Annotated in this window: 25 protein-coding genes; 14 read left to right on the plus strand and 11 right to left on the minus strand. The window is 63.6% G+C overall.

The features are described from left to right. Positions 1-522 precede the first annotated feature (522 nt). The 4 genes from KJQ12_RS00480 (at position 523) to KJQ12_RS00495 (ending at position 6,435) form a co-directional block, all read left to right on the plus strand. Complete coding sequence (locus KJQ12_RS00480) at positions 523-2,685, plus strand: alpha-galactosidase (protein ID WP_213483035.1); 2,163 nt, start codon at positions 523-525, stop codon at positions 2,683-2,685. Beyond that, complete coding sequence (locus KJQ12_RS00485; RefSeq protein WP_244860333.1) at positions 2,663-3,448, plus strand: CBM35 domain-containing protein; 786 nt, start codon at positions 2,663-2,665, stop codon at positions 3,446-3,448. Before KJQ12_RS00480 ends, KJQ12_RS00485 begins: the two co-directional genes overlap by 23 nt. Positions 3,449-3,466: 18 nt before the next feature. After that, positions 3,467-5,899 carry a sialate O-acetylesterase gene (locus KJQ12_RS00490; protein ID WP_213483036.1) on the plus strand — a complete coding sequence of 811 codons (2,433 nt, stop codon included), beginning with the start codon at positions 3,467-3,469 and terminating at the stop codon, positions 5,897-5,899. Between the two features lie 104 nt (positions 5,900-6,003). Beyond that, on the plus strand, positions 6,004-6,435 hold the full coding sequence (locus tag KJQ12_RS00495; protein WP_213483037.1) for a DUF2203 domain-containing protein: 432 nt from the start codon (positions 6,004-6,006) through the stop codon (positions 6,433-6,435). Positions 6,436-6,444: 9 nt separating this feature from the next. On the opposite strand, the gene KJQ12_RS00500 is transcribed toward KJQ12_RS00495, so the two are convergent. After that, complete coding sequence (locus tag KJQ12_RS00500; protein WP_213483038.1) at positions 6,445-7,044, minus strand: ATP-dependent Clp protease proteolytic subunit; 600 nt, start codon at positions 7,042-7,044, stop codon at positions 6,445-6,447. 121 nt (positions 7,045-7,165) lie between these two features. Between KJQ12_RS00500 and KJQ12_RS00505 the strand changes: the two genes are divergently transcribed. Beyond that, positions 7,166-7,891 (plus strand): RNA polymerase sigma factor, encoded by a 726-nt coding sequence (locus KJQ12_RS00505; RefSeq protein ID WP_213483039.1) that lies wholly within the window; start codon positions 7,166-7,168, stop codon positions 7,889-7,891. Between the two features lie 90 nt (positions 7,892-7,981). Here the strand turns inward: KJQ12_RS00505 and KJQ12_RS00510 are convergent, their stop codons facing one another. The 4 genes from KJQ12_RS00510 to KJQ12_RS00525 all read right to left on the minus strand — a co-directional run bounded on the left by KJQ12_RS00510 (position 7,982) and on the right by KJQ12_RS00525 (position 10,832). Beyond that, positions 7,982-8,602, minus strand: coding sequence for a hypothetical protein (locus KJQ12_RS00510; RefSeq protein WP_213483040.1), 621 nt, complete (start codon positions 8,600-8,602; stop codon positions 7,982-7,984). Between the two features lie 100 nt (positions 8,603-8,702). Further along, positions 8,703-9,233, minus strand: a complete 531-nt coding sequence (locus tag KJQ12_RS00515; RefSeq protein ID WP_213483041.1) for a hypothetical protein — start codon at positions 9,231-9,233, stop codon at positions 8,703-8,705. A gap of 89 nt (positions 9,234-9,322) precedes the next feature. Next, positions 9,323-9,967 carry a hypothetical protein gene (locus KJQ12_RS00520; protein ID WP_213483042.1) on the minus strand — a complete coding sequence of 215 codons (645 nt, stop codon included), beginning with the start codon at positions 9,965-9,967 and terminating at the stop codon, positions 9,323-9,325. A 91-nt stretch (positions 9,968-10,058) separates the two neighbouring features. Beyond that, positions 10,059-10,832 carry an SDR family NAD(P)-dependent oxidoreductase gene (locus tag KJQ12_RS00525; RefSeq protein ID WP_213483043.1) on the minus strand — a complete coding sequence of 258 codons (774 nt, stop codon included), beginning with the start codon at positions 10,830-10,832 and terminating at the stop codon, positions 10,059-10,061. Between the two features lie 250 nt (positions 10,833-11,082). On the opposite strand from KJQ12_RS00525, the gene KJQ12_RS00530 reads away from it, so the two are divergent. Then, the gene (locus KJQ12_RS00530; protein WP_213483044.1) at positions 11,083-11,616 is read left to right on the plus strand and encodes a YceI family protein; all 534 of its coding nucleotides are present in this window, start codon (positions 11,083-11,085) and stop codon (positions 11,614-11,616) included. Positions 11,617-11,736: 120 nt separating this feature from the next. After that, positions 11,737-12,630, plus strand: coding sequence for a carbon-nitrogen hydrolase family protein (locus KJQ12_RS00535; RefSeq protein ID WP_213483045.1), 894 nt, complete (start codon positions 11,737-11,739; stop codon positions 12,628-12,630). A gap of 40 nt (positions 12,631-12,670) precedes the next feature. Here the strand turns inward: KJQ12_RS00535 and KJQ12_RS00540 are convergent, their stop codons facing one another. Beyond that, complete coding sequence (locus tag KJQ12_RS00540; RefSeq protein WP_213483046.1) at positions 12,671-13,525, minus strand: AraC family transcriptional regulator; 855 nt, start codon at positions 13,523-13,525, stop codon at positions 12,671-12,673. Positions 13,526-13,713: 188 nt separating this feature from the next. Between KJQ12_RS00540 and KJQ12_RS00545 the strand changes: the two genes are divergently transcribed. The 3 genes from KJQ12_RS00545 to KJQ12_RS00555 are packed head-to-tail and all read left to right on the plus strand — an operon-like array spanning position 13,714 to position 16,744. Next, entirely contained in the window at positions 13,714-14,850 is a 1,137-nt protein-coding gene (locus KJQ12_RS00545) for a Gfo/Idh/MocA family protein (RefSeq protein ID WP_213483047.1), read from the plus strand. 16 nt (positions 14,851-14,866) lie between these two features. Next, positions 14,867-15,940 (plus strand): Gfo/Idh/MocA family protein, encoded by a 1,074-nt coding sequence (locus KJQ12_RS00550; protein ID WP_213483048.1) that lies wholly within the window; start codon positions 14,867-14,869, stop codon positions 15,938-15,940. Between the two features lie 33 nt (positions 15,941-15,973). Further along, entirely contained in the window at positions 15,974-16,744 is a 771-nt protein-coding gene (locus tag KJQ12_RS00555; RefSeq protein ID WP_015253490.1) for a sugar phosphate isomerase/epimerase family protein, read from the plus strand. A 50-nt stretch (positions 16,745-16,794) separates the two neighbouring features. Here the strand turns inward: KJQ12_RS00555 and KJQ12_RS00560 are convergent, their stop codons facing one another. The 4 genes from KJQ12_RS00560 to kduI are packed head-to-tail and all read right to left on the minus strand — an operon-like array spanning position 16,795 to position 19,899. Continuing rightward, positions 16,795-17,460, minus strand: a complete 666-nt coding sequence (locus tag KJQ12_RS00560) for a bifunctional 2-keto-4-hydroxyglutarate aldolase/2-keto-3-deoxy-6-phosphogluconate aldolase (RefSeq protein WP_015253491.1) — start codon at positions 17,458-17,460, stop codon at positions 16,795-16,797. 22 nt (positions 17,461-17,482) lie between these two features. Further along, positions 17,483-18,238 (minus strand): 2-dehydro-3-deoxy-D-gluconate 5-dehydrogenase KduD, encoded by a 756-nt coding sequence (kduD, locus tag KJQ12_RS00565; protein ID WP_213483049.1) that lies wholly within the window; start codon positions 18,236-18,238, stop codon positions 17,483-17,485. Continuing rightward, positions 18,235-19,059, minus strand: a complete 825-nt coding sequence (locus KJQ12_RS00570; protein ID WP_015253493.1) for a DeoR/GlpR family DNA-binding transcription regulator — start codon at positions 19,057-19,059, stop codon at positions 18,235-18,237. Before KJQ12_RS00570 ends, kduD begins: the two co-directional genes overlap by 4 nt. Positions 19,060-19,065: 6 nt before the next feature. After that, the gene (kduI, locus tag KJQ12_RS00575) at positions 19,066-19,899 is read right to left on the minus strand and encodes a 5-dehydro-4-deoxy-D-glucuronate isomerase (protein WP_015253494.1); all 834 of its coding nucleotides are present in this window, start codon (positions 19,897-19,899) and stop codon (positions 19,066-19,068) included. Between the two features lie 326 nt (positions 19,900-20,225). Here kduI and KJQ12_RS00580 point away from each other — a divergent pair, with 326 nt between their 5' ends. From KJQ12_RS00580 to abc-f, 4 genes are all read left to right on the plus strand, one after another. Then, complete coding sequence (locus KJQ12_RS00580; protein ID WP_015253495.1) at positions 20,226-20,669, plus strand: universal stress protein; 444 nt, start codon at positions 20,226-20,228, stop codon at positions 20,667-20,669. A 79-nt stretch (positions 20,670-20,748) separates the two neighbouring features. After that, the gene (glpK, locus tag KJQ12_RS00585) at positions 20,749-22,239 is read left to right on the plus strand and encodes a glycerol kinase GlpK (protein WP_213483050.1); all 1,491 of its coding nucleotides are present in this window, start codon (positions 20,749-20,751) and stop codon (positions 22,237-22,239) included. 170 nt (positions 22,240-22,409) lie between these two features. Continuing rightward, positions 22,410-22,931: a hypothetical protein gene (locus KJQ12_RS00590; RefSeq protein ID WP_015253497.1), complete on the plus strand. Its 522-nt coding sequence runs from the start codon at positions 22,410-22,412 to the stop codon at positions 22,929-22,931. Positions 22,932-23,302: 371 nt separating this feature from the next. Beyond that, entirely contained in the window at positions 23,303-24,904 is a 1,602-nt protein-coding gene (abc-f, locus tag KJQ12_RS00595; protein ID WP_213483051.1) for a ribosomal protection-like ABC-F family protein, read from the plus strand. Positions 24,905-25,053: 149 nt separating this feature from the next. On the opposite strand, the gene KJQ12_RS00600 is transcribed toward abc-f, so the two are convergent. Beyond that, on the minus strand, positions 25,054-26,097 hold the full coding sequence (locus tag KJQ12_RS00600) for a hypothetical protein (protein ID WP_213483052.1): 1,044 nt from the start codon (positions 26,095-26,097) through the stop codon (positions 25,054-25,056). Positions 26,098-26,229 lie beyond the last annotated feature (132 nt).

A 26,229-nucleotide genomic window follows, 5' to 3' on the forward strand; every position in this document is an offset into this window, starting at 1 on the left:
CACCGGAAACCGCCGGGCCAGCGCGCTTGCATCAGGAGATCGGCGCATTTCTGTTCCGGGTAATCGAGAAATCGAAGTGCCGGCTCATTCGCGAACATCCCCGCTCAGCCCCCTGACAATTGTGACTGATCCCATTATACCAAACATATGTTCTCGTTTCAATGGATGGTTGGATATTTTTGAATGATTTTCCGGGACGCGTCTTGTATTCGGTCAAATCAGGGAACAATGAATTCCGCTGCATCGCCGCATGAGCGAACGGGATATGGATGAAAAGCATCCAGGCGGAGTTCGGCTGCTGAGCGAAGGGGATATGGTAAAAAAAGCGGTGTGTGGAAAGGCAGTTGCTGAGCGAAGGGGATATGGTCAAAAAGCGGCGGAAAGAGCATCACTAGTCCGAGAAGCACCGCATTCTCACTTCCGACATTTATCCATGCAGACAATACGTTATTCCATGCCTGCCGCATGTTCCAATATGTTACAAAAAAATTGAGAAAATTTTGTTCAAAAGGAGCGGCGGATATGGCGATACATATCGATGAAAGAGCTGGCCTTTTTCACCTGCAAGGCAAAGATGTCAGTTATGTGATGCAGGTTGTGGACGGATATCCGGTTCACCTGTACTGGGGGAAGAAGCTGCGCGCGGACGGCAATCTGCAGGACATGCCGGGGCTGCCGAAGCATCGGAATCTGGACCAGATGCCGCAGGAATATCCGCAGTACGGCAGCGGCGACTTCCGCTCGCCGGCCTATCAGGTGCAGCTCGAAGACGGGTCGCGCATTACGGAACTGGTGTATCAAGGCTATCGGATCATTCCGGGCAAGCCGAGGCTCGAAGGACTGCCCGCAACCTATGCAGAGGCCGATGACGAGGCGGAGACGCTGGAGATCACACTGGCGGACGCGTATTCCGGCCTTCGGGTCACGCTCTTGTACACGGTGTTCAAGGATTCGAATGCGATTGCCCGTTCCGCCCGGCTGATCAACAGCGGGAGCGGGCAGCTGAAACTGCTGCGCGCGCTCAGCATGAGCGTCGATATGGACATCCCGGATTACGAAGCGGTCTATCTCGCGGGCGCCTGGGGGCGGGAAGCGCATCTGCAGCGGCGGCCGATCGGACCCGGCGGCACGAGGATCGAGAGCCGGCGCGGGATGAGCGGCCATCAATTGAATCCGTTTCTTGCGCTGGCGGAGCCCGGGGCGGATGAGGATCGCGGCGAGGTGTACGGATTCAGCTTCGTTTACAGCGGCAATTTCCTCGCACAAGCTGAAGTCGATTCGATGCGGAAAGTCCGCGTTCAGGTCGGCATCAATCCGTTCGATTTCTGCTGGCTGCTGATGCCGGGCGAGTCGTTCCAGACGCCCGAAACGGTAATGGTCTATTCCGACAATGGTCTCGGCGGCATGTCGCGCACCTACCACAAGCTGTACCGGACCCGGCTGTGCCGCGGGGTCTACCGGGATCAGGTGCGGCCGATTCTCGTCAACAATTGGGAAGCGACGTATTTTCAATTCACTGCCGGCAAGCTCGTATCCATCGCAAAAGCCGGCGCCGAACTCGGCATCGAGCTGTTTGTCCTTGACGACGGCTGGTTCGGCAAGCGCAACGATGACACGACTTCGCTCGGGGACTGGGTCGTGAACCGGGACAAGCTGCCGGACGGTCTGGAAGGTCTGGCGGAACGGATCAACCGGCTCGGCCTGAAATTCGGGATCTGGGTGGAACCGGAGATGGTTTCCCCGGACAGCGACCTGTACCGGGCACATCCGGACTGGTGCCTGCATGTCGAAGGCCGCAGACGGACGCTCGCCCGGACGCAGCTTGTGCTGGACATGTCCCGTCCGGACGTGCGGGAGCACATCTACGGAATGCTCAGCGCCATTTTCCGATCCGTGCCGGTCGCCTATGTCAAATGGGACATGAACCGTAGCCTGACCGAAATCGGCTCCGCGGCGGCGCCTCCGGAGCGCCAGGGAGAGATTGCGCACCGCCATATGCTCGGCGTGTACGAACTGATGGAGCGGCTGACGGGCGAGTTCCCGCATATTCTGTTCGAGAGCTGCTCGAGCGGCGGCGGGCGTTTTGACCCGGGGATGCTGTATTACATGCCGCAAACCTGGACCAGCGACAACACGGACGCGGTGGAGCGACTGAAGATTCAATACGGCACAAGTCTCGTCTATCCCGCGAGCGCCATCGGCGCGCATGTCTCCGCCGTTCCGAACCATCAGGTCGGGAGAGTGACGCCGCTCAAGATGCGCGGCGATGTGGCGATGTCGGGCAATTTCGGATACGAGCTCGATCTGACGAAGTTTACGGACGAGGAGAAGGAAGAGGTCAAACGGCAGGTCGCGCTCTACAAATCGATCCGGCCGATCGTCCAGCAGGGTGAGCTGTACCGGCTGCTCAGTCCGTTTGAGGGGAACGAGACTGCCTGGATGTTCGTAACGGAAGATCGTTCCGAAGCGCTGCTGTTTTACTTCAAAGTGCTCGCCGAACCCCATATGCCGAAGAAGCGTCTCCGCCTGAAAGGGCTCGATCCGCAGCGGGACTATGCGGTGGAAGGTTTCGGCACATTCGGCGGCGACCGGTTGATGCACGCGGGGCTTGCATTCCAGGTGCCGCCCGGAGACCATTTCAGCCTGGTGGTGCGCTTGCGCGATGCGGCGGGGGGCAAGGGATGAGCAAGGCCAGGCAGGTTCTGTGGACGGGGCTGCTGCCGCGGCGGTTACGGCCGCCGCCGCGGCATTTTTGCTCCTGAAGGAGCCGCAGCCGGAGAAGGAGATGCAGCCGGAGAAGGAGATGCAGCCGCTGCTGTTCGAAGCCGAAGCCGGTGTGCTGAACGGAGTTCATGCTGCTGCGGAATTGTCCGGCTACTCGGGTGACGGTTATGTAACCGGATTTGATGACGATGAAGATTCGCTGACGGTGTTCGTCGAAGCGCCGGAAGACGGGCTTTATGATATGTGGGTCGGTTACAGCAGTCCGGGCGGCGACAAGTATACAATGCTGTCGCTGGACGATTGCCAGGCGGCCGAGATCCGGCTGGCCGCTTCCGGGACATTCACGGAGGCGTATGCGGGCAAGTGGCTGCTCCGGACCGGGCGAAATGAAGTGCTTATCTCCCGCAACTGGGGATGGTACAATATGGATTACATCAAAATCCGCAAAGCCCGAAAGCGTCCGGAACACCGGGTCGAACGCCGACTGGTCAATCCGGACGCGACTCCGGAGACGGTGGAATTGTTGCTGGCGGCCATGACGGAGAACGGCCCCATTCCGGATCCCGATCTGCTGGTCAAGACCGAAACGCACTGGAGCTGGTTCTGCACCTGGAACGGCGATTTCATAAACGACGGCATTCAGAACAGCGAAGACCATATTCGGCATGTGTTGCATCATGAGTACGTTCTTACACTTGATGAAGTGAAGGAGCTCAGATCCTGAGATTACGGGGCGATGATCATGAACGATCGCGGAACGATTGCCACGCTTGCGGCGGCGGTGCTGCTGTTCGTCGGCGTTTTTGGTGCGATTATCATCTGGGAAACAAGCCGGCTGGACGATGCGCCGGAGCCGCGGCAGGTCCGTACCGATCATGCGGAGGATCGGACGGAGGGGCGGTCGGGTTCATCGCTCCTCATCGAAGCGGAATCGGCCGGTCTGAACGGTTTGACGACCGGCATGGATGGGAACGCATCCGGCGGATGGTTCGTCGAAGGGTTCGACGCATCGGGCGACGTCCTCCGCTTTGAGCTGGATCTGGATAAAGCGGGCACGTATATGATCGTCGTCCGGTACAAGACGTATGGCGGGGACAAGCCGAACACACTGAGGCTGAACGGAGCCGCGCCTTTCCAATACACGTTCAAGGATTCGCGGGATTGGAACGATGCGGTCATCGGCCAATTTGAACTGAAGGAAGGAACGAACACGCTGGAGATCGCCAGCGACTGGGGCTGGATCGCGGTCGATTACGCGGAATTCATCGGCGGCGCCGGCGGTCCCGTCCGGTCGGTCGAGCTGATCCTGGAGGACGGGGCGGATTCGGGTCCGGCCGATGTGCCCGTAACGCTGGTCGCGCTTGCCGACAACGCTGCGGAATACCGCTTCTACGCCAGGGAAAGGAATGGCAATTGGCAGCCGATCAATGACTACGGAGATGCCCACCGCGTCATCTGGCTGCCTCCGCGGGTCGGCAGTTATGAACTGAAAGTGGCCGCGCGCGGCATCGGATCGGGCGAGGAGGCGGAAGCGGAGGCGATCGTCTCGTATGCGGCGAGATCCGAACATGAGGGCAAGCCGCTTGTTCACCCGGTTTTCAGCGATCATATGGTGCTTCAGCGGGATGAGGAAGCATTCATCTGGGGCTGGGCTGCTCCGGGCGATCGGGTGACGGTTGCGCTCGACGGACAGACGACGTCGGCCACGGCCGACGCTTCGGGGAGATGGCGCGCTTCGCTGGGGGTTCATCCGGCGGGAGGACCGCATACGATAACGGTATCCTCGCGTTCGGGCAAAATCGAATTGAACGATGTCCTGTTCGGCGACGTCTGGCTGGCGTCCGGCCAATCGAACATGGAATGGCGGCTGTCGCAAGCCATCAATGCGGCGGAAGAGATCCAGCAGGCGAATGAACCGCTGGTCCGCTATGTCAAATATGACGCGCGGACAAGCGCCGTGCCGCTGTCGGGCGCCGATCTCCGCCAGACCTGGCAGCCGGTGTCTCCGTTGACGGCGCCCAACCTGTCGGCGGTGGCCTGGTTCTTCGCCCGCGAGGTCGCGCGGGAGACCGGCGTGCCGGTCGGCATCATATTCGCCGCCGCAGGGGGGACGAAGATCGAGACGTGGATGAGCCTGGAGGCGGTGCGGCAGGTTCCGCAGCTCAAAGCGGAGGCGGAAGCGATTCGCATCGGCGTCGAGGCGATCGACGCCTTCACGTCGCCGACGGCGCTGTACAACGGCATGATCGCGCCCGTGGCGCCGTACCGGCTGAAGGGCGTGCTCTGGTATCAGGGCGAGAGCAACGGCGGCGAAGCGTCGTATCACCGGACGCTGAAGCTGTGGATCGATGACTGGCGGAGGACGTTCCGGGATCCCGGGCTGCCGTTCGTCATCATCCAACTGTCGTCATACGGCTCCCTGCAGAGCGTCAGCATGCCGGTGAACGACCGCTCGTGGTTCGCCGTCGTGCGCGAAGCGCAGCTCAAGGCGGTGCAGGGCGATCCACGCGCCTGCCTCGTGGTGACGACGGACATCGGCAACCCCGGCGATATCCACCCGACGAACAAGCAGGATGTCGGACGGCGGGCGGCAAACTGCGCGCTCGGCACGGTCTACGGGCGGGATGTCGTGCCTTCCGGCCCGATCTTCGAATCGATGACCGTCGAAGGAAACCGCGTCCGCCTCAAGTTCCGATATGCCGAATCGGGGCTGATGGCCGGGCTGAAGGAAGGGCTCGAACCGGTGAAACCGGCGCCGGACGGCGAGCTGCTCGGGTTCGCGGTGGCCGGGGAAGACGGCAAGTTCCACTGGGCCGAGGCGGAGATTGACGGCGCTGAAGTGGTCGTCTGGTCCGAGCAGGTTGAGGCACCCGCGGCCGTCCGCTACAACTGGGCCGACTCGCCGATCGGCAATCTGTACAACGGCGCGGGCCTCCCGGCAGCTCCGTTCCGGACGGACGGCAAGCCGGTGCTGGATGTGGTGAGCGGCGCGGGCGGCGGGACGTACGAGCCCGGCGAGACCGTGGAGATCATCGCCTATCCGCCGCAGCGGGGCCGGTTCGTCCGCTGGATCGGCGATACGGCCAATGTGGAAGACGTGACGAGCCGCAAGACGACGATCGTTGTTCCGAATGCGCCATATACGGTCGTCGCGCCGCTGTATGAGCTCGATTGATGCATGCCGGCTTGATGCTGCGGGTTGTTTTTCGGCTTGAGGAAGGATTTCAGCGGGCCGGAGTGGAAGAAGTGGGTAGCGATTCGGGAAGGGAGGCGCATGCCGTGGACGTCCGCTTGTTCACGTTGGCGGAAGCGAACGCGCTGCTGCCGGAATTGAAGATTCAGCTGGCCCGGCTGCAGGCGTTGGTCCGCGAGCTCGAACACCGCCTGGAAGCTCTGCACCTCAAGAAAAAGGAATACCGAAAGCGAAAACACGCAGGAAGCGGCGGACGGCCGGAGTCCGGCACGGAAGATCCGTTCTTCCTGGACGAAAGCCGGATTGAATTTCTGCGCATGGAAGCGGAACTGATCATCGGCAATTTCAAGCGGAACGGCGTGCTGCTCAAGTCGGTGTTCCCCGGGCTGCTCGATTTTCCTTCCGTCGTGGACGGCAAGCAGGTGCTGATCTGCTGGAAGGAAGGCGAGGAGCGGGCGACCTGCTACCACGGCTGGCATGACGGATACCAGGGCCGCAGGCCGCACCCGGATGCGTGATGGTCGCGATTACATCGTCGTGATGACGTTGTCGATAATCCCGTACGCCTTCGCCTCTTCGGCCGACATGTACGTGTCACGGTCCATGTCCTTCTCGATCCGCTCGAGCGGCTGGCCGGTCCGTTCGGACGCGATGCGGTTGATGCGCGCGCGGGTTTCCAGGAAACGCTGCGCGGTGATCGCGATGTCGCTGGCCTGCCCCTGGGCGCCGCCGTGCGGCTGGTGAATCATGATCTCGCTGTTCGGCAGCGCGAAGCGGTAGCCGGGTTCTCCGCCCATCAGCAGCAGGGCGGCGAAGGACGCGGCAAAGCCGACGCAGATCGTATGCACTTTCGGCTTAATGATTTGCATGGTGTCATAGATGGCGAATCCCGCCGTCACCGAACCGCCCGGGCTGTTGATGTAGAAATAGATGTCCTGATCCGGCGCTTCGGCGGAGAGGAACAGCATCTGCGCCACGATCGTGTTCGCGATCTGATCGTCGATGGCGGTGCCGAGCATGATGATCCGGTCCTTCAGAAGACGAGAGTAAATGTCGTACGACCGCTCCCCGCGGTTGGTCTGCTCCACCACAATCGGTACGTAAGGCATGGCGTTGTCCTCCTTCATGCAAGTTTTGGTTTCGACTGATAAACGAACAGGAAGGTCTGGAGGGTACGCGTATCCTTTCGGGGAGTAGAATCGTTTATAATACGGGGATGATTTCACAACCAACGGGAGGAACCTTGCGATGAATGGCCGTGCCGAAGAAGTCGACCGGGAATTGATCCGATATTGTCTCGCCGTAACCGGATCGGCCGGGGAGGCGGAAGATCTGGCGCAGGAAGCCTGGCTCAAAGGATTCGAATCCGGCGCGCTCGGCAGCCATCCGAATCCGAAAGCGCTGCTGATGCGGCTGGCCCGGCAGAAGTGGATTGACCGCGTGCGGCGGGAGCGGAATTACGCCCGAATCCTTGCGCGGATGGCGCGGGAGGCGGCGGAGGCGGCCGTCGCTGACGGACGGGACAGCGGCGGCGGACCGGCGGCCGATCTGGAGGCGATGCTGGCCTCCGTCGTCCGCCAGCTGCTGCCGCTGCAGCGCACCGTATTCCTGCTGCGGGACGTCCTTGGCTATTCGGCCGCGGATACCGCGCGGCTGCTGCACACGACGGAAGGCGCCGTGAAATCGGCCCTGTTCCGCGCCCGGCAGGCGCTTCGGCGCGTGCGCGACGAGCTGCGGCAGACGGAGCTACCTGCCGCCGAAGAGCGCGGGCAATCCGATGACGCGGTGCACGCGCTGGTCCGCGCGCTGGCTGCCGCCCTGCGCCGGGCCGATGCGCACGTCATCGCCGCGCTGGCCCAGACGGACGCGGCGCAAGCCACCGCCGCCTTGCAGATGCTGGTGCAGCATCAGCAGGCACGGGCGGACCTGCGCCGCAGGCGCACGCGGCAGCCGCAGGCGCGCGCGGCGGCCTGATCCGTTATCGGGAACGAGGGAAGATGCGGCTGGCTTCGTGATATTCGAAGGCCGTCCGGAACGGAATGTCCGGACGGCCTTTCTGCATCCTTATTGACCGGTTGCGGGCATGGCTTTCAAGACAGGCGCGGGTTCGCGACCGTCCCCGTAATCCGCGGGAGCGCCCGGGACGGTGCCTGCCGCCGAATCGGAACCGTTGACGGCGGCTTGCTTCGAGACGGGCGTGTTCGGATCGACGCCGCCTCCCGGATTGGAGGCGTTTCCGTCCGGCGCGGTCAGTCCGGGATCGGTCGGCTCGGGGAGCGCTCTGACGGCTCCCGGCGTATTCTCCGTATTCGGCGCAGGTTCGATGATCGGCAGAATGGTCATTACGCCTTCTCCGCCATCGCCGCTCTCACCGGCGGCCGGATCATCCGACTGCGGTTCGGCCGGATCGACCGGCGTCGGCAGGTCGACCGGCTGGTCGCCGGCGCCCCCGTTCGCGTCCGTCGACGGTTCGGTTCCCTGTCCGTCGCCGGATACCCCTTCGTCTTCCGTCGATGGATTGTCCGCCGGAGCATTCGTTCCTCCGGCTCCTGCTTGTCCTTCATCCTGCACGGCCGGTTCCGGCGCGTTGTTGTTCTGATCCTTCGAATTGTCCGCATTGCACCCGATGGTCGCGGCCAGGGCAAAAGCGGTTGCCGCTGCCGTAATGATCCGCCATGTCTTCATATGGCATCCCTCCGTTATCTGGTTTCATCCTCAGGACGTGCCAGGATACGGAAAGGTTGCAGCCCGTACGCAAATTTCCCAGTGAAAAAACCGACGGCGGTTACGGCGTACTTCTGCGGGCGGCGAGCAGGAACGCACCGGCCAGAATAAAAACGATCGCGAGAAACGGCTGTCCGAGCGCCAGTTTGCCGATCAGATTGCCGATCGAGAAAGCGACGAAGAAGATGAGCGACGCTCCCGCGAGTATGTTGATCGGGATGAGCAGCGCTTTGTTCCTTCCGCTGAACCAGTAGAGTTCGAACAGCCCGACGGCAACTGCCAGGATGAATCCGGGCCACAGATACGACCAGCCGTCGGTCAGCGTCGCGATCTGACAGACGATGCCGGCCGTCGTGACGATGCCGGCGGGTACGAGCACGCCGACGGCGTTGCGTCCGAACACGCCGAAATACAGCCAGTGAAGCAGAATGCCGACCGGAATGACGAACAGCGTCGGCCAGAAGTACGCGAAGACCGAACCGGTGCTGATGTTTTCATCCCGCATGAAAAACAGATAAGCTCCGAGCAGAATCAGCGCAATGCCCGCGAAGAATAGCACACCGGAAGGACGGTCGTCCTCATGCTGCGGCATATGTTCTTCCTGGACTCAGGTCCAGGGGAAGGAACGAAAAAAATCGCGGCCGATGCGCATCGGCCGCGTATGTGTGTCTATGCGAAGCTTCAGGAATTGCCGGGTTTCCGGACGGGATGCTTCATGCGGACGAAATGCCGCAGTTCGTCGGTCAGGCTGTCCTTCAGCTTTTCGATCAGCTGGTCTTCGGAAATCCCTCTGGACTTCGCGATCTCGGCGACCGATTTGCCTTCGGCAAGCCGGGACTTGAGCTCGTCCTTCGACATGCCGAGCACGGATGCGATCTTGTGCATCATGAACAGATGGCCGGGATGACGGTGAAGCGGGCGCAGGATGTCGCGCGAGTCCACGGCCGCTTCGATGTGCGCCTGAAGCCCGTTCTTGATCTCCCGGGCGCGCGCGGCGGTCAGCCTGCCTTCGGCAACCCGCGCGTCGATGCGCTTCGCCGCGGCCTCCGACAGCCTGCGGATCAGTTCATCCTTCCCGATGCCCTTCTTCGCCGCGATTTCGGCGAGCGTCTTGCCTTCCTTCAGTTCCCGCCGGAGTTCATCCCGGTCGAGCTTCAGAATATCCGCCGCCGCGGACAGGATGCCCGCCTGCGCATAGCCCGAAACCCGGGCTTTGTCCGCGGCCTGCCCTTTGTCCGGATGCGCGGCCGCCGTCTGGGCGGCAAACAGGAGAACCGCCGCCAGACCCGCGGCGAGCGCCGCATGAATCGAAAATTTTCGTCTCATAGGCCAGCTCCTTTGCTGTCATGGTTGGCGTTCCCTGTTAGTATTGGCAATTCGGACCGGGATTATTGCGGGCGGCAGCGGCGGCTGTCCGTCAGAGCAGCATGTTCGCCCCGTCGAGCCGGATGGCCGCGCCGGACAGATATTCCGTTTCATCCGAAGCGATGTAGCAGACGAGGCTGGCGACATCCTTCGGCAAGCCGACCCGGCCGAGCGGAAATTTCTTGCGGAACCGGATCTCGTGCGCCTTGCGCTCCTCTTCGGTCATCACGACCTGCTTCGGCGCCGTCCGCGCGACCAGCACGGCGCCCGGCTCGATGACGTTGACGGTAATGCCGTATTGCGCCAGCTCGATGGCGGCCTCCCGGGCGAGCATCTTGATGCCGCCCTTCGTCATCGCGTAGACGGGGTCGAAGTCGGACGGCCGCTTGCCGTGGACGGACGAGATCAGGATGACGCGCCCGTTCGGCCGCGATTTCATGTAAGGCAGGGCGGACTGGATGCATTGCCAGTATCCCTTGAGATTGACGTTGAACACCCGGTCGAACTCTTCGGGCGTGTAGTCGAGAAGATCACGGTTAAGCTGCAAGGCCGCGTTGTTCACGAGGATGTCGATGCCGCCGTAACGGTCGGCGACCGCCGCCGTCATGCGATCGATTTCTTCCTTGTTCGAGACGTTGCCCTGCACGATGAAAGCATCGCCGCCGAAGGCCTCGATCCGCCGAAGCGTCTCCTTCGCGCCGTCCGCGCTGGAGTTGTAGTGAATCGCCACTTTGGCGCCCCGCTCGGCAAGCGCGACGGCAATGCCTTGCCCGATGCCGGTGCCGGCGCCGGTCACGAGCGCGATTCTTCCGGCCAGATTGTTCATGGGGGAACCCCTCCTCGAAGCCGCATGGCTATGCTTGTCTTGAATGCCCTTCCATTATACCGCCAGGCTTAAGCGGCGTCGATGAACGGATTTGACATGAAGTTGTCGGCATTTGATGCGGCGCCCCGCCGATGGAGCCGCAGAGCCGGCAGAAACAGTTGACATCCGGGTTGACGGACGCTATGATAGCTGTAGTAGAAAAGTAAGTATATATTATTTTGTAAGTAAATGTCGAAGGGAGCAAGAAACGATGGCCAAAACGAAATGGGCGGTCGACACGATGCACAGCAGCATCGACTTTTCGATCCGCCACATGATGATTGCGAAGGTGAAGGGATCGTTCAACCAGTTTGAAGCCTCCATCGAGGCGGACCCGAACGATCTGACGACGGCGGACATCGCGTTCAGCGTGGACGTCGCCAGCGTCGACACGCGCAATGCCGACCGCGACGCGCATCTGCGCTCCGCCGATTTCTTCGATGTCGAGAACCATCCGAAGATGACGTTCAGGGCGACGAAGATCGAGAGGACCGGCGACGGCGAGTACGAAGTGACGGGCGACCTCACGATCCGCGGCGTCACCCGCTCCGAGACGTTCAAGGTGACGTTCGAAGGCGCCGGCAAAGATCCGTGGGGCAACTACAAGGCCGGCTTCAGCGCCGAAGGCACGATCAAGCGTAGCGACTACGGCCTGACGTGGAACGCGGCGCTCGAGACCGGCGGCGTGCTGGTCGGCGACGAGGTGAAGATCCATCTCGAGATCGAAGCGGCCGAGCAAGCCTGACGGGAATCATAGTTTTCGAAAACAGGGAAGGACCGGAACCGCCCGGGAGGCGGCCGGTCCTTTTATGATGCGCCGGATGCTTGCTTCATCGGCAGGCGGCCTGCATAATGGGAGCATGGAATGGCGAGAAGCAAGGAGGACAAGCGCGTGAAAAACGGAAAATTCCGCGTCTCCGCCGTGCAATACCGGCTGCAGACGATTGATTCATTCGACGCGTTCGCCGCGCAGTCGACGCATTATGTCCGCGCCGCGCAGGAGTTCGGGGCGGATTTCGTGCTGTTTCCCGAGTTTTTCACGACGCAGCTGCTTTCGATCGGCGACGGTACAGGCCGGGCGCTGCCGATCGGCCGGCTGCCGGAGTTTACGGACCGCTACCGCGAGCTGTTCGCCGGGCTGGCGAGGGAGACGGGGATGCACATCATCGCCGGCACCCACGTCATCGAGCGGGGCGGGAAGCTGTACAACACCGCTCATCTGTTCATGCCGGACGGCCGGGTGTTCGAGCAGCCGAAGCTGCATCTGACGCCGACCGAAGTGAAGGAATGGAATCTGGCGCCGGGAGAGGATCTGAAGGTGTTCGAGACGGATCACGGCACGATCGCGCTGTTGACGTGCTACGATATCGAGTTCCCGGAAATTGTGCGGATGGCGAAGGCGAGGGGGGCGGACGTCATTTTCTGTCCGTCCTGCACGGACGACCGCCACGGCTTCTTCCGCGTCCGCTATACAAGCCATGCGCGGGCGGTCGAGAACCAGGTGTACGTCGTGCTGACCGGCACGGTCGGTTCGCTGCCGACGGTTGATTTCATGCGGCTCAACTACGGTCAGGCCGCAATCATCACGCCGAACGACATTCCGTTCCCGCCGCGCGGCATTCTGGCCGAAGGCGAAATCGGCGAGGACATGGTGATCACCGCCGATCTCGACCTGCGGCTGCTCGAAGAAGTGCGCGAGAGCGGCTCCGTGACGACGTGGCGCGACCGGCGGACCGATCTGTATCCGGACTGGCGTTAGGTCGGAATGGAAGCGGCGGGCGCGGACAAGAACGCGGGCGTCAGGTCGCGGCGCGCAGCGAGCGCCGGAACGACTCCGGCGTCTGTCCCGTGATCCGTTTGAACGCGCGGGTGAAATGGGACGGATGCTTGAAGCCGACCTCGTAGCCGACCTCCGTCACCGGGCGCTCCGGATCGAGCAGGAACAGCAGCTTCGCCTGCGTGATGCGCCGCTGGTACAGGTAGTCGAAGATGGTGAACCCGGTCGCCGCCTTGAACAGCCGGGTCATGTAATATTTGTTCATATGGAGTTCGCGCTCGAGCACGTCCAGATGGATGTCGTCCATGTACCGCTCCTCGAGGTAGGCGGCGATCCGCTGGGCCCCCCGGGCTTTCGCGTTCGAAGGCTCGGCGGTCTCCGGTCCCGGCGACATCCCGGCGAAACATTCGGACACTTCGTGCAGCAGCCGGAGGAATGCGATCAGGAACCGATTGCAGGAGACGGCGTCGTCCCGCCGGTACAGGCCGCACATCTCGGCAAGCAGCGCTTCGATCCGTTCCCGCCGCTCGCCGGAGAGCCGCACCCGCGCGTTGCCCAGGTCGCGGAACGGCGCCAGCGCGTCGGCCTGGAACGGCGGGCGCAGCAGTTCGGCGGCGAACGCCGGATCGAAATGGACGATCGTCCGCAAATACGGCAGGCGGCGATTGATGATCGGCGCATGCAGCGTCATGCCGTGCATGATGATGAGATCGCCGGGGGCGAGCTCGAACATGCGCCCGCCGATCAGATAGGTGCAGCCGCCGCCGTGGAAATAGTAAATCTCATATTCCGGATGCGCATGGAACCGGCCTGTCGGGTATTGATCCTGATTGAACGATGCGTCGATCGGCAGTCCGAATTGGTCGCGCAGGGTCATCGAAAACTCCTCCTTGCTGCCAAGTGTACCACAACGGCAGCTGCCGGGCGGGAGTTTTTTTATCGAGAAAAAAGTCAATCAGGATCAAATACGGCCGCAAAACGGTTACTGTCGTGAAAGTGCTGACATATCCAAAATGTTAGGATGGGGGCGGAGAACACCAATACCGAAAGTCAGGAGTGGAAGCAATGCTGCGCATCGGAGTGATCGGGCTCGGCAACATGGGCACCTCGCATGCGGATGTGCTGGCGCGCGGCGAAGTGGAAGGCGGCGTGCTGGCTGCGGTATGCGATGCCCGGCCGGAGCGGCTGGAATGGGCGCGTGAGCAGTACGGCGATCAAGTGAAAGGTTTCGGCGACGCGGAACAGATGATGGCGTCCGGAGAGATCGACGGCGTGGTGATTGCGACGCCGCATTACGATCATCCGCCGCTGGCGATCCGCGCGTTCGCGCACGGGCTGCACGTGCTGATTGAAAAGCCGGCGGGCGTCTATACAAAACAGGTGCGCGAAATGAACGAAGCGGCGGCTTCGGCGGGCACCGTTTTCGCGATCATGTACAATCAGCGGACGAATCCGCTCTACCGCAAGCTGCGCGATCTGGTCGAAAGCGGCGAGCTCGGCGAGATCCGGCGGACGAACTGGATCATTACGGACTGGTACCGTCCCCAGAGCTACTATGATTCCGGAAGCTGGCGCGCGACATGGGAAGGCGAAGGCGGCGGCGTGCTCATCAACCAGTGCCCGCACCAGCTCGATCTGTGGCATTGGACGACGCTGCTCAAGCCGAAAAGAATGCGCGCGTTCTGCCGCTTCGGCAAATACCGGAACATCGAGGTCGAGGACGAAGTCACGGCTTATGTCGAGTACGAAAACGGCGGCACCGGCGTGTTCATCGCGACGACGGCCGAGGCGCCGGGCACGAACCGGTTCGAGGTGACCGGCACGCGGGGCAAGATCGTCATCGAGGACGGCAAGATGTCGTTCTGGCGGCTGCGCGTGTCCGAACCGGAGTTCAACGCGTCGTACCGCGGCCTGTTCGGCAAGCCGGAGTGCTGGAAGGTGGAGATTCCGGTCGAGCCCGGCAGCGGACCCCAGCACAAGGGCATCCTGCAGAACTGGACGGACGCGGTGCTCAAGGGGACGCCGCTGCTCGCGCCGGGCGAAGACGGCATCCACGGCCTGATGCTGTCCAATGCGATGCTGCTGTCGACCTGGACGGACGACTGGGTCGAGATGCCGATTGACGAGGACCGGTTCCATGTGGAGCTGATGGCGCGGATCGACGAATCGCGGCAGCGCAGGACGCAGGGCGCGAAGGCTTGAGAGAGGAGCGGAGACCATGAAGGGAGACGGCATGAACTACGCGCCGCAGGGGAGGCCCAGCCCGGTCGTGAAGCCGGGCGAGTTCGTGTTCGCGGCGATGGATCTGGAGCACGGCCACATCTACGGCATGTGCAACGGGCTGATTGAAGCGGGCGGAACGCTCAAATGGGTGTACGATGACGATCCAGCGAAGGTCGAGCGGTTCGTGAAGACGTATCCGGGTGTGAAAGTTGCGCCCTCGGCGGACGCGATTCTGCAGGACCCGGAAGTGATGCTGGTCGCCGCCGCCGGCGTCACGTGCGAGCGCGGGCCGCTCGGCGTGAAGGTGATGCGGCACGGCAAGGACTATTTCGTCGACAAGGCGCCGTTCACGACGCTGGAGCAGCTGGAGGAGGCAAGGCGGACCTGCGCCGAGACGGGGCGGAAGTACGCCGTCTATTACAGCGAGCGGCTGCATGTGGAGAGCGCCGTCCACGCGGGCGACCTGATCGAATCGAGCGCCATCGGGCGGGTCGTGCAGGTGCTCGGACTCGGGCCCCACAGATTGAATGCGGCTTCGCGGCCGAAGTGGTTTTTTGAACGGGAGAAATACGGCGGCATCCTGTGCGACATCGGCAGCCACCAGGTCGAGCAGTTTCTGTTCTACGCCGGCTGCAAGGACGCGAAGGTGCTGCACAGCAAGGTCGGCAACTACCGCAATCCCGAGTACCCCGAGCTCGAGGACTTCGGCGACGCGACGCTGCTCGGCGACAACGGGGCGACGAACTATTTCCGCGTCGACTGGCTGACGCCGGACGGCCTCGGCACGTGGGGCGACGGGCGGACGGTCATCCTCGGCACGGATGGCTACATCGAGCTGCGCAAATACATCGACATCGCCCGGTCGCCGGAAGGCGGGCATCTGTACCTGGTGAACGGGGAAGGCGAGTTCTACATGGACTGCCGCGGCAAGGTCGGCTATCCGTATTTCGGCCGGCTCATCCTCGACTGCCTGAACCGGACGGAGCACGCGATGACGCAGGCGCACGCGTTCAAGGCGGCGGAGCTCTGCCTGATCGCGCAGGCGCAGGCCGAGCGGGTGTACGGATAAAAAAGGGTTCGGCGCGAAAGGCGGGACACACGCGTGAAGAAGGAGCAGATTGCGGCGCAGCTGTACACGCTGCGCGAGTTTACGAAGACGGCGGAGGATCTTGACTTGACGCTGCAGCGCGTCGCCGAAATCGGGTACACGGCGGTGCAGGTGTCGGCCATCGGGCCGATCGATCCGCGCGAGGTGAAGGCTTCGGCCGACCGGCACGGGCTGTCGATCTGTGCGACGCATGTGCCGTACGCGCGTCTTCTCGGCGACCTGGACGCGGTCATCGCGGAGCACAAGCTGTGGAATTGCCGGTACGTCGGGCTCGGCATGATTCCGCGGCATTACGCCGAAGCCGGGCGCGAAGGGTACGAGGCGTTCATCCGCGAAATGTCGGAGCCGGCGCGGAAGCTGCGCGACGCCGGGCTGCAGTTCGTCTACCACAACCACAAGCTGGAGTTCGAGAAATACGGCGGCCGCACGGCGATGGACCTGCTGCTGGCGGAGACGGACCCGCTGGATTTCCATTTCGAACTGGACACGTACTGGGCGCAGGCAGGCGGCGCCGATCCGGCGGCCTGGATCCGCAAGCTGGACGGCCGGATGAAGGTCGTGCACCTGAAGGACATGGCCATCTACGAGGACGAACAGCATTTCGCCGAGCTCGGCGAAGGCAACATGAACTGGGATGCGATTCTGGACGCCTGCCGCGCAGTCGGCATGGAATGGTACATCGTCGAGCAGGACGTCTGCCGGCGCGATCCGTTCGAAAGCCTTGCGGTCAGCTGGAAGTACCTTGCAGCGCGGGCGGATCGGTGAGCGATGAAAAAAGGCGGTTCGGCATGCAGCCGGACCGCCTTTTTTGCCGGTTATTCCGCCTTCGCCTTGCGGAAGGCGTCCATGTACGCGCGCGCCTTGTCTGTGATCAGGTCGTAGTTGCCGGTCTTGACGGCATCCTTCGTCAGATCGCCGCCGATGCCGACCGCGAACGCGCCGGATTTGATCCATTCGCCGAGGTTGGACAGCGAGACGCCGCCGGTCGGCATGATGTTGGCCTGCGGCAGCGGCCCCTTGAGCGTCGGGATGATGGACGGGCTGAACATGCTGCCTGGGAACAGCTTGACGACGTCGACGCCGAGCTCGAGCGCCTTCGTGATGTCGGCGATGGTGACCGCGCCGGGCATGACGGGAACGCGATACCGGTTGCACAGCCGGATCGTCGCTTCGTCGACGCTCGGCGAGACGACGAATTCGGCGCCGGCGAGAATCGCCGCGCGCGCCGTCTCGCTGTCGAGCACGGTGCCGACGCCGATGATCGCATAGTTCGCAGCCGCCGGGTCGCCGCTCTGATATTTCTTCGCAAGCGCGGTGATCGCTTCAAGCGCATACGGCACGGTCATCGTGATCTCGATCGCGCGGATGCCGCCTTCGATCGACTTCTCCGCCATCCGCACGACATCCTCGGGCGATTCGCCGCGCAGGACGGCGACGACGCCCGCCTCGTGCAGCCGGCCGATCAACTGAAGTTTCTTCATCGGGACAAGGCTCCTTTCGGTTCTAACGCGCCATCCAGCCGCCGTCCACGCAGAGGATATGCCCGTGCACATAGTCGGACGCGCGCGAAGCCAGGAAGACGACCGGCCCTTTCAGGTCGTCCGGCACGCCCCAGCGACCGGCAGGGATGCGTTCGGAAATGCTGCGATAGCGCTGCTCGTCCGCGCGGATCGGCGCCGTGTTGTTCGTCTCCATGTAGCCCGGCGCGATGGCGTTGACGTTGACGCCTTTGCCCGCCCACTCGTTGGCGAGCGCTTTCGTCAGCCCCGCCACGCCGTGCTTGCTGGCCGTATAACCCGGCACGTTGATGCCGCCCTGGAACGAGAGCATGGAGGCAATGTTAATGATTTTGCCATAGCCATTCTCTATCATATGCTTTCCGGCGAGCTGGGACAAGAAGAAGACGGCGTTTAAGTTGAGCGCGATCACGTCGTTCCAGTCCTGGCGCGAATGGTCCGCCGCGGGAGTGCGGCGGATGATGCCGGCGTTGTTGACGAGAATGTCGATCCGGCCGAACGTCTCGACGGCCTGCCGCCAGGCCCGTTCCGCTTCTTCCGGACGGCTCAGATCCGCGGGGATGTCTTCCGCCCGGCCGCCGAAACCGCGGATGATGCCGGCCGTCTCGGCGCTGCCCGAGCTGGACACCAGGGCGACGGATGCGCCGGCTTCCGCCAGGGCGATCGCCATCGCCCGCCCGAGTCCGCCGGAAGTGCCGGTAACAAACGCATGGCGTCCCGTCAGGTCGAACCAATCTTTCATTCGGAAATTCCCTCGCTTTCTTGTCCTTGTTCCGATCCGGAAGCGGAAGCTTCGCGCGATCCGCCCGGCGCCTTGACAATCCGGGCGCCGGCCGCCGCATAGCGCGCCGCCGTCTCCGCGTCCAGGCCGCTGTCGACGATGAGCTGGTCGACGTCCGCAAGCGCGGCGAAGGTGCGCAGCGCGATACGGCCGAATTTGTGCCGGTCGGCCAGCATGTAGCGGTGCATCGCCGTCTCGATCAGCGCGCGCTTGAACTCGACCAGTTCGCCGGTGTAGATGGAGAATCCGTAGGTTTCGTGCACGCCCGTCGCGGTCAGAAACGCTTTCCGCAGATTGAGGCCGCGCACGAACCGCACCGCTTCCGGACCGGCCAGCATGTTCCGCACGCGGCTGCCGCCGGGAACGACGAGCCGGATCTCCGGCTTGAACGCCAGCTCGCCGATGATGTACACGTCGTTCGTGACGACCGTAAGCGGTTCGTTCGGCAGCCGGCGGGCCAGCTCCAGCGTCGTCGAGCCGCCGTCGAGGGCGATCGTGTCGCCCGGCTCGATCAGCTCGAGCGCTGCGGCGGCGATCTCCGCCTTCTCCGCGAGATGGCGCGTGACCGGCCCGCGCTCGGGCAGAATGCCGAACTGCTCGCGCTGCGCGAGCATCGCGCCGCCGCGGACGCGGACGAGCAGCCCGCGCTCCTCCAGCTTCGCCAGATCTTCGCGGATCGTCTTGCCCGTCACCTGCAGCCGCTCGCTCAGCTCCGCGACGGTCACTTCGCGATGCGCGAGCAGTTGCTCCATGATGGCTTCATGCCGTTTCAGCACATTCATGACGGATCAGCGCAGCTCCTGCATGGCGACGGGATCCATGTCGTCGAACGCCTGGTTCTCGCCCGCCATGCCCCAGATGAACGTGTAGCTGGCCGTGCCGACGCCGCTGTGGATCGACCAGCTCGGCGAAATGACCGCCTGCTCGTTGCGGACGACGATGTGGCGCGTCTCCTGCGGCTCGCCCATAAAGTGGAAGACGACGCCGCTGTCCGGCATGTCGAAGTAGAAGTACACTTCCGACCGCCGGTTGTGCGTATGGCAGGGCATCGTGTTCCACATGCTGCCCGGCTTCAGCAGCGTCATGCCCATCACGAGCTGGCAGCTCTTGATGCCGCCTTCATGAATGTACTGGTAGATCGTCCGTTCGTTTGACTGTTCGAGACTGCCGAGATGGCGAGGCGTCGCTTCGCTGATTGCCGCTTTCACCGTCGGGTAGGTCTGGTGGGCGGGACACGAGTTGAAATAGAACTTCGCCGGCGCGTCGGCGCGGTCGCTCGCGAAGATGACGTCCTTCGCGCCGCGGCCGATGTACAGGCAGTCTTTCGGCTCCATCGCATAGACCGTGCCGTCCACCGTCACCGTGCCGCTGCCGCCGATGTTGATGATGCCGATTTCCCGCCGTTCGAGGAACGTGGCCGCGCCGATCTCCTTCGGGTCGGCCTCCAGCTTGACCGGAGAGCCGGCCGGCTGGACGCCGCCGACGATGAAGCGGTCCACGTGCGAGTAGGTCAGCACGATCTCGCCGGGCTTGAACAGCGTTTCAATGAGAAAATGTTCCCTGAGCGCCGTCGTATCGTACTTCCTGGCTTCCTGCGGATGGACCGCGTAACGGATCTCCATCGTGCACTCTCTCCTTTTCACGTTCATTTTGGTTCAAATGATTCCACTAAAGTTCATTTTATATCGGCGTGGGGAAAATCGCAATCGCGGATTGCCGGTTTCCATCCCTTTTTGACCATATCCCCTTCGCTCAACCCGATGCGTGACGCGTCATCGGCAACATGCGTTTTCGGCGGCATCTTCCAGGCGCACGCTCCGCCAACGAAATCAGCCGGTTGATCACCTGCCGTAACCTGCAGCACCCGCAAATCATCAATGCCAACCGGACCGGCGCCAAGATATTATAGGAATAAAGGAGTCCAGCGGGATGCGGAGGAGGTACGCTTATGCTCTATCGGCATATTCTGGCGGCCTACGACGGCTCGGAACAGGCGAGGCATGCGCTGCGCGAGGCGGTGCGCATCGCGGACGCCGGGGGCGGAACGAAGTTGACGGTGCTGCATGTCGCGCCGGTGCCGGCCGGATTCGCCGGCGACATGCTGTTCACGCCGGCCGTGAGTCCCGAGGATGAACTGCAGCGCGCGTCCAAGTTGTTGAAAGAGGCGGAGGAAGCCGCGCGCGGTATCGTCCGGTTCAAGGCGGAGCTGGCGTACGGCGCGCCGGGACCGGTCATTCTGGAATACGCCCGGGCGTACGGCTGCGATCTGATTGTGCTCGGCAGCCGCGGACTCGGCAAGCTGCGGGAGATGCTGCTCGGCAGCGTCAGCCATCATGTCGTGCAGCACGCCACCGTGCCCGTGCTGATCGTCAAGAAGGCCGGGCGTCGTTGACAGCCCGGGCCGGCGGCGGCTATAGTGTTTACAGCGCTTACAATCAGAAACGAGCAGACGAGTGCGGGGAGTGAGAAACATGGGCGGCCCTTACTTGCTTGCCATTGACCAGGGGACAACGAGCTCGCGGGCGATCCTTTTCGATGCGGAAGGCCATATCGCGGCCAAGGCCCAGCAGGAGATCCGGCAGCATTATCCGCAGCCGGGCTGGGTCGAGCACGATGCCGAGGAGATCTGGATCTCCGTTCACAGCGTTGTGGCCACGGCGATTGCGCAGGCCGGCATCCAGCCTGACCAGATCAGCGCCATCGGCATTACGAACCAGCGGGAGACGACGGTCGTCTGGGACCGCAAGACCGGTCGTCCCATCCATCATGCGGTCGTCTGGCAGTCCCGCCAGACGGAGGACATCTGCGAACGGCTGCGCGCGGAAGGCGCCGAGCCGCTCATCCGGGAGCGGACCGGGCTGCTCATCGACCCGTATTTCTCGGGCACGAAAATCCGCTGGCTGCTCGACCATGTGGACGGCGCGCGGGAGCGGGCGGAGCGGGGCGAGCTGCTGTTCGGCACGATCGACTCCTGGCTCATCTCGAAGCTGACGGACGGCGCTCTCCACGTCACCGACGTGACGAACGCGTCGCGGACGCTGCTCTTCAACATTCACAAGCTGGAATGGGACGAAGAGCTGCTGCGGCTCATCGGTGTGCCGGCCGCGATGCTGCCGGAAGTGCGGCCGTCATCGGAGGTGTACGGCCGCACGTCGCCGAATGCGTTCTTCGGCTGCGAAGTGCCGATCGCCGGGGCGGCGGGCGACCAGCACGCGGCGCTGTTCGGGCAGGGATGCTTCGAGCCCGGCATGGCGAAGAACACGTACGGGACCGGCTGCTTCATGCTGATGAATACCGGCGAGAAGGCGATTCCGTCGAAGCACGGCCTGCTCACGACGATCGCCTGGGGCGCGGGAGGACGGGTCGAGTACGCGCTGGAAGGCAGCGTGTTCGTCGCCGGTTCCGCGATCCAGTGGCTGCGCGACGGCCTGCGCATGATCAAGGCGGCGCCCGATTCGGAGGCGTATGCGGGCCGGGTCGAATCGAGCGAGGGCGTCTATGTCGTGCCGGCGTTCGTCGGACTCGGCACGCCGTATTGGAACAGCAGCGTGCGCGGCGCCGTTTTCGGCTTGACGCGGGGCACGTCGAAGGAGCATTTCATCCGGGCGGTGCTGGAGTCGATCGCCTACCAGTCGAAGGATGTGCTGGACGCGATGGAGGAGGACGCGGGCGTCCGGTTGAAGGCGCTCCGCGTCGACGGCGGCGCGGCGATGAACGATCTGCTCATGCAGTTCCAGGCCGACCTGCTGGGCACGCCCGTCGAGCGGCCGGTGCACTACGAGACGACAGCGCTCGGCGCGGCGTACCTGGCCGGACTCGGCGCCGGCGTATTCGGCGGCCGGGAGGAGATCGCCGCGCAATGGCGGCTTGACAAGCGGTTCGAGCCCGCGATGGAAGCCGCGGAGCGCGACCGGCTGTATGCCGGGTGGCAGCGCGCGGTGCGGGCGGCGATGGCGTTTTGAGGTGAGGCGCCGGCTTCGGGGATCGGATGCGGACATCGGATCGGGTGCCGCATTCGGTCACTTTCGCTTATTCAGGGCATCTTTTCAAGGATTGTGACACTTTTCACAGCGTTGCCTCTCCGGTTCCGTTACCCTCGAAGTGAACACGATGCACAATCGGAGGGGTGGACGTGAAGCCGCACGCGCATGGCATTATCGACGATCTGAACGCCGTACTCGGGCATCCGTTGTACCCGCTGGGCGATGCGATGCAGAGGCTGCAGGAAGAGCGCAGCCTGCTCATGGAAGAGTGGAACGAACTGGCCGTCCTGTCCCGATCGATCTTGAGACACCGGAATTCCCGTTTTCACGAAGACGAGATCCGCTGGCTGATGGAGAAAGCCGGCGATTTCCGCGAAGACCTGCGCGAACATGCCGCCTGGACAGAGAAGCAGCTCGGTCCGTTGCTGGAGCAGGCGCTGGAGGCCGCTGCCAGCCTGCTCGATGATTTGCACGCGGCGATCCGGCTGGCGGAGAACCGGCTGGACCGGTACTTGGCCGGCCTTGCGAACGCGGCGTCCGAGCCGGAGCGCGGGCGCGAAATTCCGGATCAGCTGCTGCAAGCCGGGCGGGCTTTCGACGCCTTGTTCCGTCTGGAAGAACGGCTCCTGGATGATCTGTGGGAACGCACGGGGTCGGACGGCACGGGTTGATTCACGCGGTATTTTTCGCTACAATCAGGACAACACGATACGGAAAGGGTGACCATTGGTCCGATGCGCAACTGAGATCCTGACGAATGGAGACGCATGAAGAACGAACGGCGGACGCCGTCCATGACGGCTTGTTCCGTGTTGCCCGCGGGCGCCTTGCAGGCGCCGGATACGGCTTGTTCGTTCGCAGTTTCCGGACAGGATCTTGCGCTTGCCGCGGCACAGCTTCCGCCGCATGGACCTTGGGTCGCGCCTTCATACGGGATGGATACGCCCGCCCTCCGCTGCAGCCGTGCGGCGGCAGCGGCGCGTGTGCCTTTCGCATAACGCAAGCCTCCTGTCCACATAGATGGATACGGGAGGTTTTTTTCATGACGATGTTGTTTGAAGCGTCACAGGTGGAAATGTTCATCGGCGACAGGCGGCTGTTCCGCGCCGAACAGCTGCGCATCTCATCCGGTGAGCGGATCGGCCTTGTCGGCATGAACGGCACGGGCAAGACGACGCTGCTCCGGATGATTGCCGGCGAAGTGAAGCCGGATGCCGGGGCGGTCCGGATCGCGGGTTCGCGGGCGGTCATTCCGCAGCTGAAGCCGGACGAAGGGACGCTGAGCGGCGGAGAGACGACGGCGCTCTGCATGGAGCGGGCGCTGGCCGAACGCGCCGCGCTGCTGCTCGCCGACGAGCCGACGATGCATCTCGACGCCGACCATATCCGCAGGCTGGAAAAGGCGCTCCTCGCATACGAGGGCGCGTTCGTCGTCGTGTCCCACGACCGGGAGTTTCTCGATCGCGTCTGCACGCGCATCTGGGCGATCGAGGACGGCGCCGTGTCGAGTTACAGCGGGAATTACTCGTTCTATCGGCAAATGCGCGAGCTGGAGCGGCGGCGGCATTGGGAAAAATACGAATCCTACGTGGACAAAAGGCGACAGCTCGAAGCGGCCATTCAGCAGAAAGCGCAGAAGGCGGCGCGCCTGGAGAAGGCGCCGCGCAACCTGAGCCCGTCGGAAGCGCGGATGGGCAAGGATCATTACGGCTCCGTGCAGAAGGGCATCCATCAATCCATCAAGGCGATCAAGACGCGCATTGTCAAGCTCGAGCGGGTCGACAAGCCGCGGGAGCCGGAGCGGGTGCGGATGGACATCCCGGAAGCGGCGCGCCTCGGCAGCCGGATGATCATCCGCGTGGACGGGCTGGAAGCCAACGCCGCCGGACGGCTGCTCTGGCGCGACGTCCGGTTCGGACTGCCCGCGGGCAGCAAGACCGCGCTGCTCGGTCCGAACGGGTCGGGCAAGACGACGCTGCTGAAGCGCATCCTGGAGGGCGGCGAAGGCGTGACGATCGCCCCGGCGGCGAAAATCGGATACTTCAGCCAGAACCTGGACATTCTGCGTCCGGACCGCACCGTCTTCGACAACGTCTCCGACGGGGCGGCGCAGCCGCCGGAAGTGGTGCGCGCCGTGCTGGCCCGGCTGCTGTTCAAGCGCGATGACGTCCACAAGCCGGTCGGCGTGCTGAGCGGCGGCGAACGCGTCCGGACGGCGCTGGCGAAGCTGATCGTCGGCGACGTGAATGTAATGGTGCTGGATGAACCGACGAATTTTCTCGACATTCCGTCGATCGAGGCGCTCGAATCGCTGCTGGCCGACTATGCGGGCACGGTGCTGTTCGTCACGCACGACCGGCGTTTCGCCGACCGGACGGCGGACCGCATTCTGGAGATCCGGGACGGCCGGGTGCACGTGTTCGAGGGCGGCTGGCGGGAATATGAGGAGCACAAGGCGCGCATGGCGGAGTCCGGGGATGCGGCGCTGGAGGAAGCGTTGATGACGGTGGAGACGAAGCTGTCGGAGACGCTCGGCAAGCTGAGCATGCCGGGGCCCGGCGACGATCCGGAGGCGCTCGACGCGGCGTTTCGGCAGCTTGTCGCGAAACGGAACGAGCTGCGCCGGTTGCTGGGGAAAGCTTAGAGGTTCGAAGGGACGGGCTCGACATTTCCCGGGAAATGGTGTCGACATGCGAAGCGGCCGGTCAGGACGGGGACCTGACCGGCCGCTTGTTCGCATGCCGGCATGAAAAATCCCGGCGGCCGCTCCGGAATCGGCCCCCGGGATCAGGATTACGCGTGCTGCCGGCCGAACAGCCGCGTCCATAAAGAAGGCTTCTTGCGCACGCGGTGCCGCTCGGAACGCGGAATCGTAATGGATGGCATGTCCGCTGCCGGCTGCCGCTGCGAAGTTTGCGGCGGCGCGCCCGCCGGGGCGTTCGGCGGCTGCGCGGTCACCGGGCCGCGATGGCCGGAGGCCGCGGACTCCGCGGAAGGATCCGGCGCTGCGGCGGCTGCTTCGGCGCCGGCAGGCCGCGGCGTATCCGCGGAGGCGTCCCGCGCTTGCGGGCCGGCATCTGCGGTTCCGGACGCGCCCGGTTCCGGCGCGGACGACGCCGGTCCGGCTTCCGCGTCCCCGCCGGACGCGCCGCCCCCGGACAGGTCCGGCGCCCGCGGCGGGTGGGCCGGGTTCGCCCGGTAATCGGCGGAAGCATTCGCCGCAATCTCATCGGCGATTCGCGCCGCTTCGCGCAGCTCGTGCAGCAGATGCTCGATCGGCACTTCGTGCTGCTCGTGCGCCGGCGGCCGCTGACGCTTGAAGAGGGCGGCGGGCGCGGGCTTCGCATCCGCACGCTCGGTCTGGGGATCCGAATCCGCAACGCCGGACTCGGTGTCGCGTCCGGCCGCCAGCATGACGGCGGCGTTGCCGATCGCCCGTTCGACGCCGGCCCAGATCGCAAAGCCGAACGCCGCCCGGTCTTCCGCGGCGGCGGATTGACCCGCTCCGCGGCCGCCGGCTTCTTCCCTCCCTGTCGGCAATTCCGGCATGGCAAGCCGAGACTCCGTGATGCGATCTCCGATAAGGGCGGACTCCCGCCGGGCGCCGGCATCCGGCTCGGCCAGCCGGTCCACCAGGCTCGACAGCCTGTCCACCCGCATTTCCAGTTTCAGATGCTCTTCCCTGAGCGCTTCGATCAAACTGTGCAAATGGCGCAGCGTAAGCCTCGGGCGCGCCGCCTTTTCTTCCGCCGTGTCCGCCGGCCGGTCGACCCGCGCTTCCCTCGTTCCGCCGTGAGCTGCGGACCGTACGTCGTCCGCTTCCATCGTGCTTCGCATGACATTACGCCTCCTTGCATCGTTTGTGACGGCGTTCCGGTTGACGGAACGGCCTGTCTTCATCTTATTACGCCGCGGCCGAGGAGGCTGTCGAAGCCCGCTGTCAAGCCGCAAAATGCTCCGTTGGTACCG

Origin of the sequence: Thermobacillus xylanilyticus (genome assembly GCF_907165215.1) — a bacterium.
Lineage (GTDB): Bacteria > Bacillota > Bacilli > Paenibacillales > Paenibacillaceae > Thermobacillus > Thermobacillus xylanilyticus.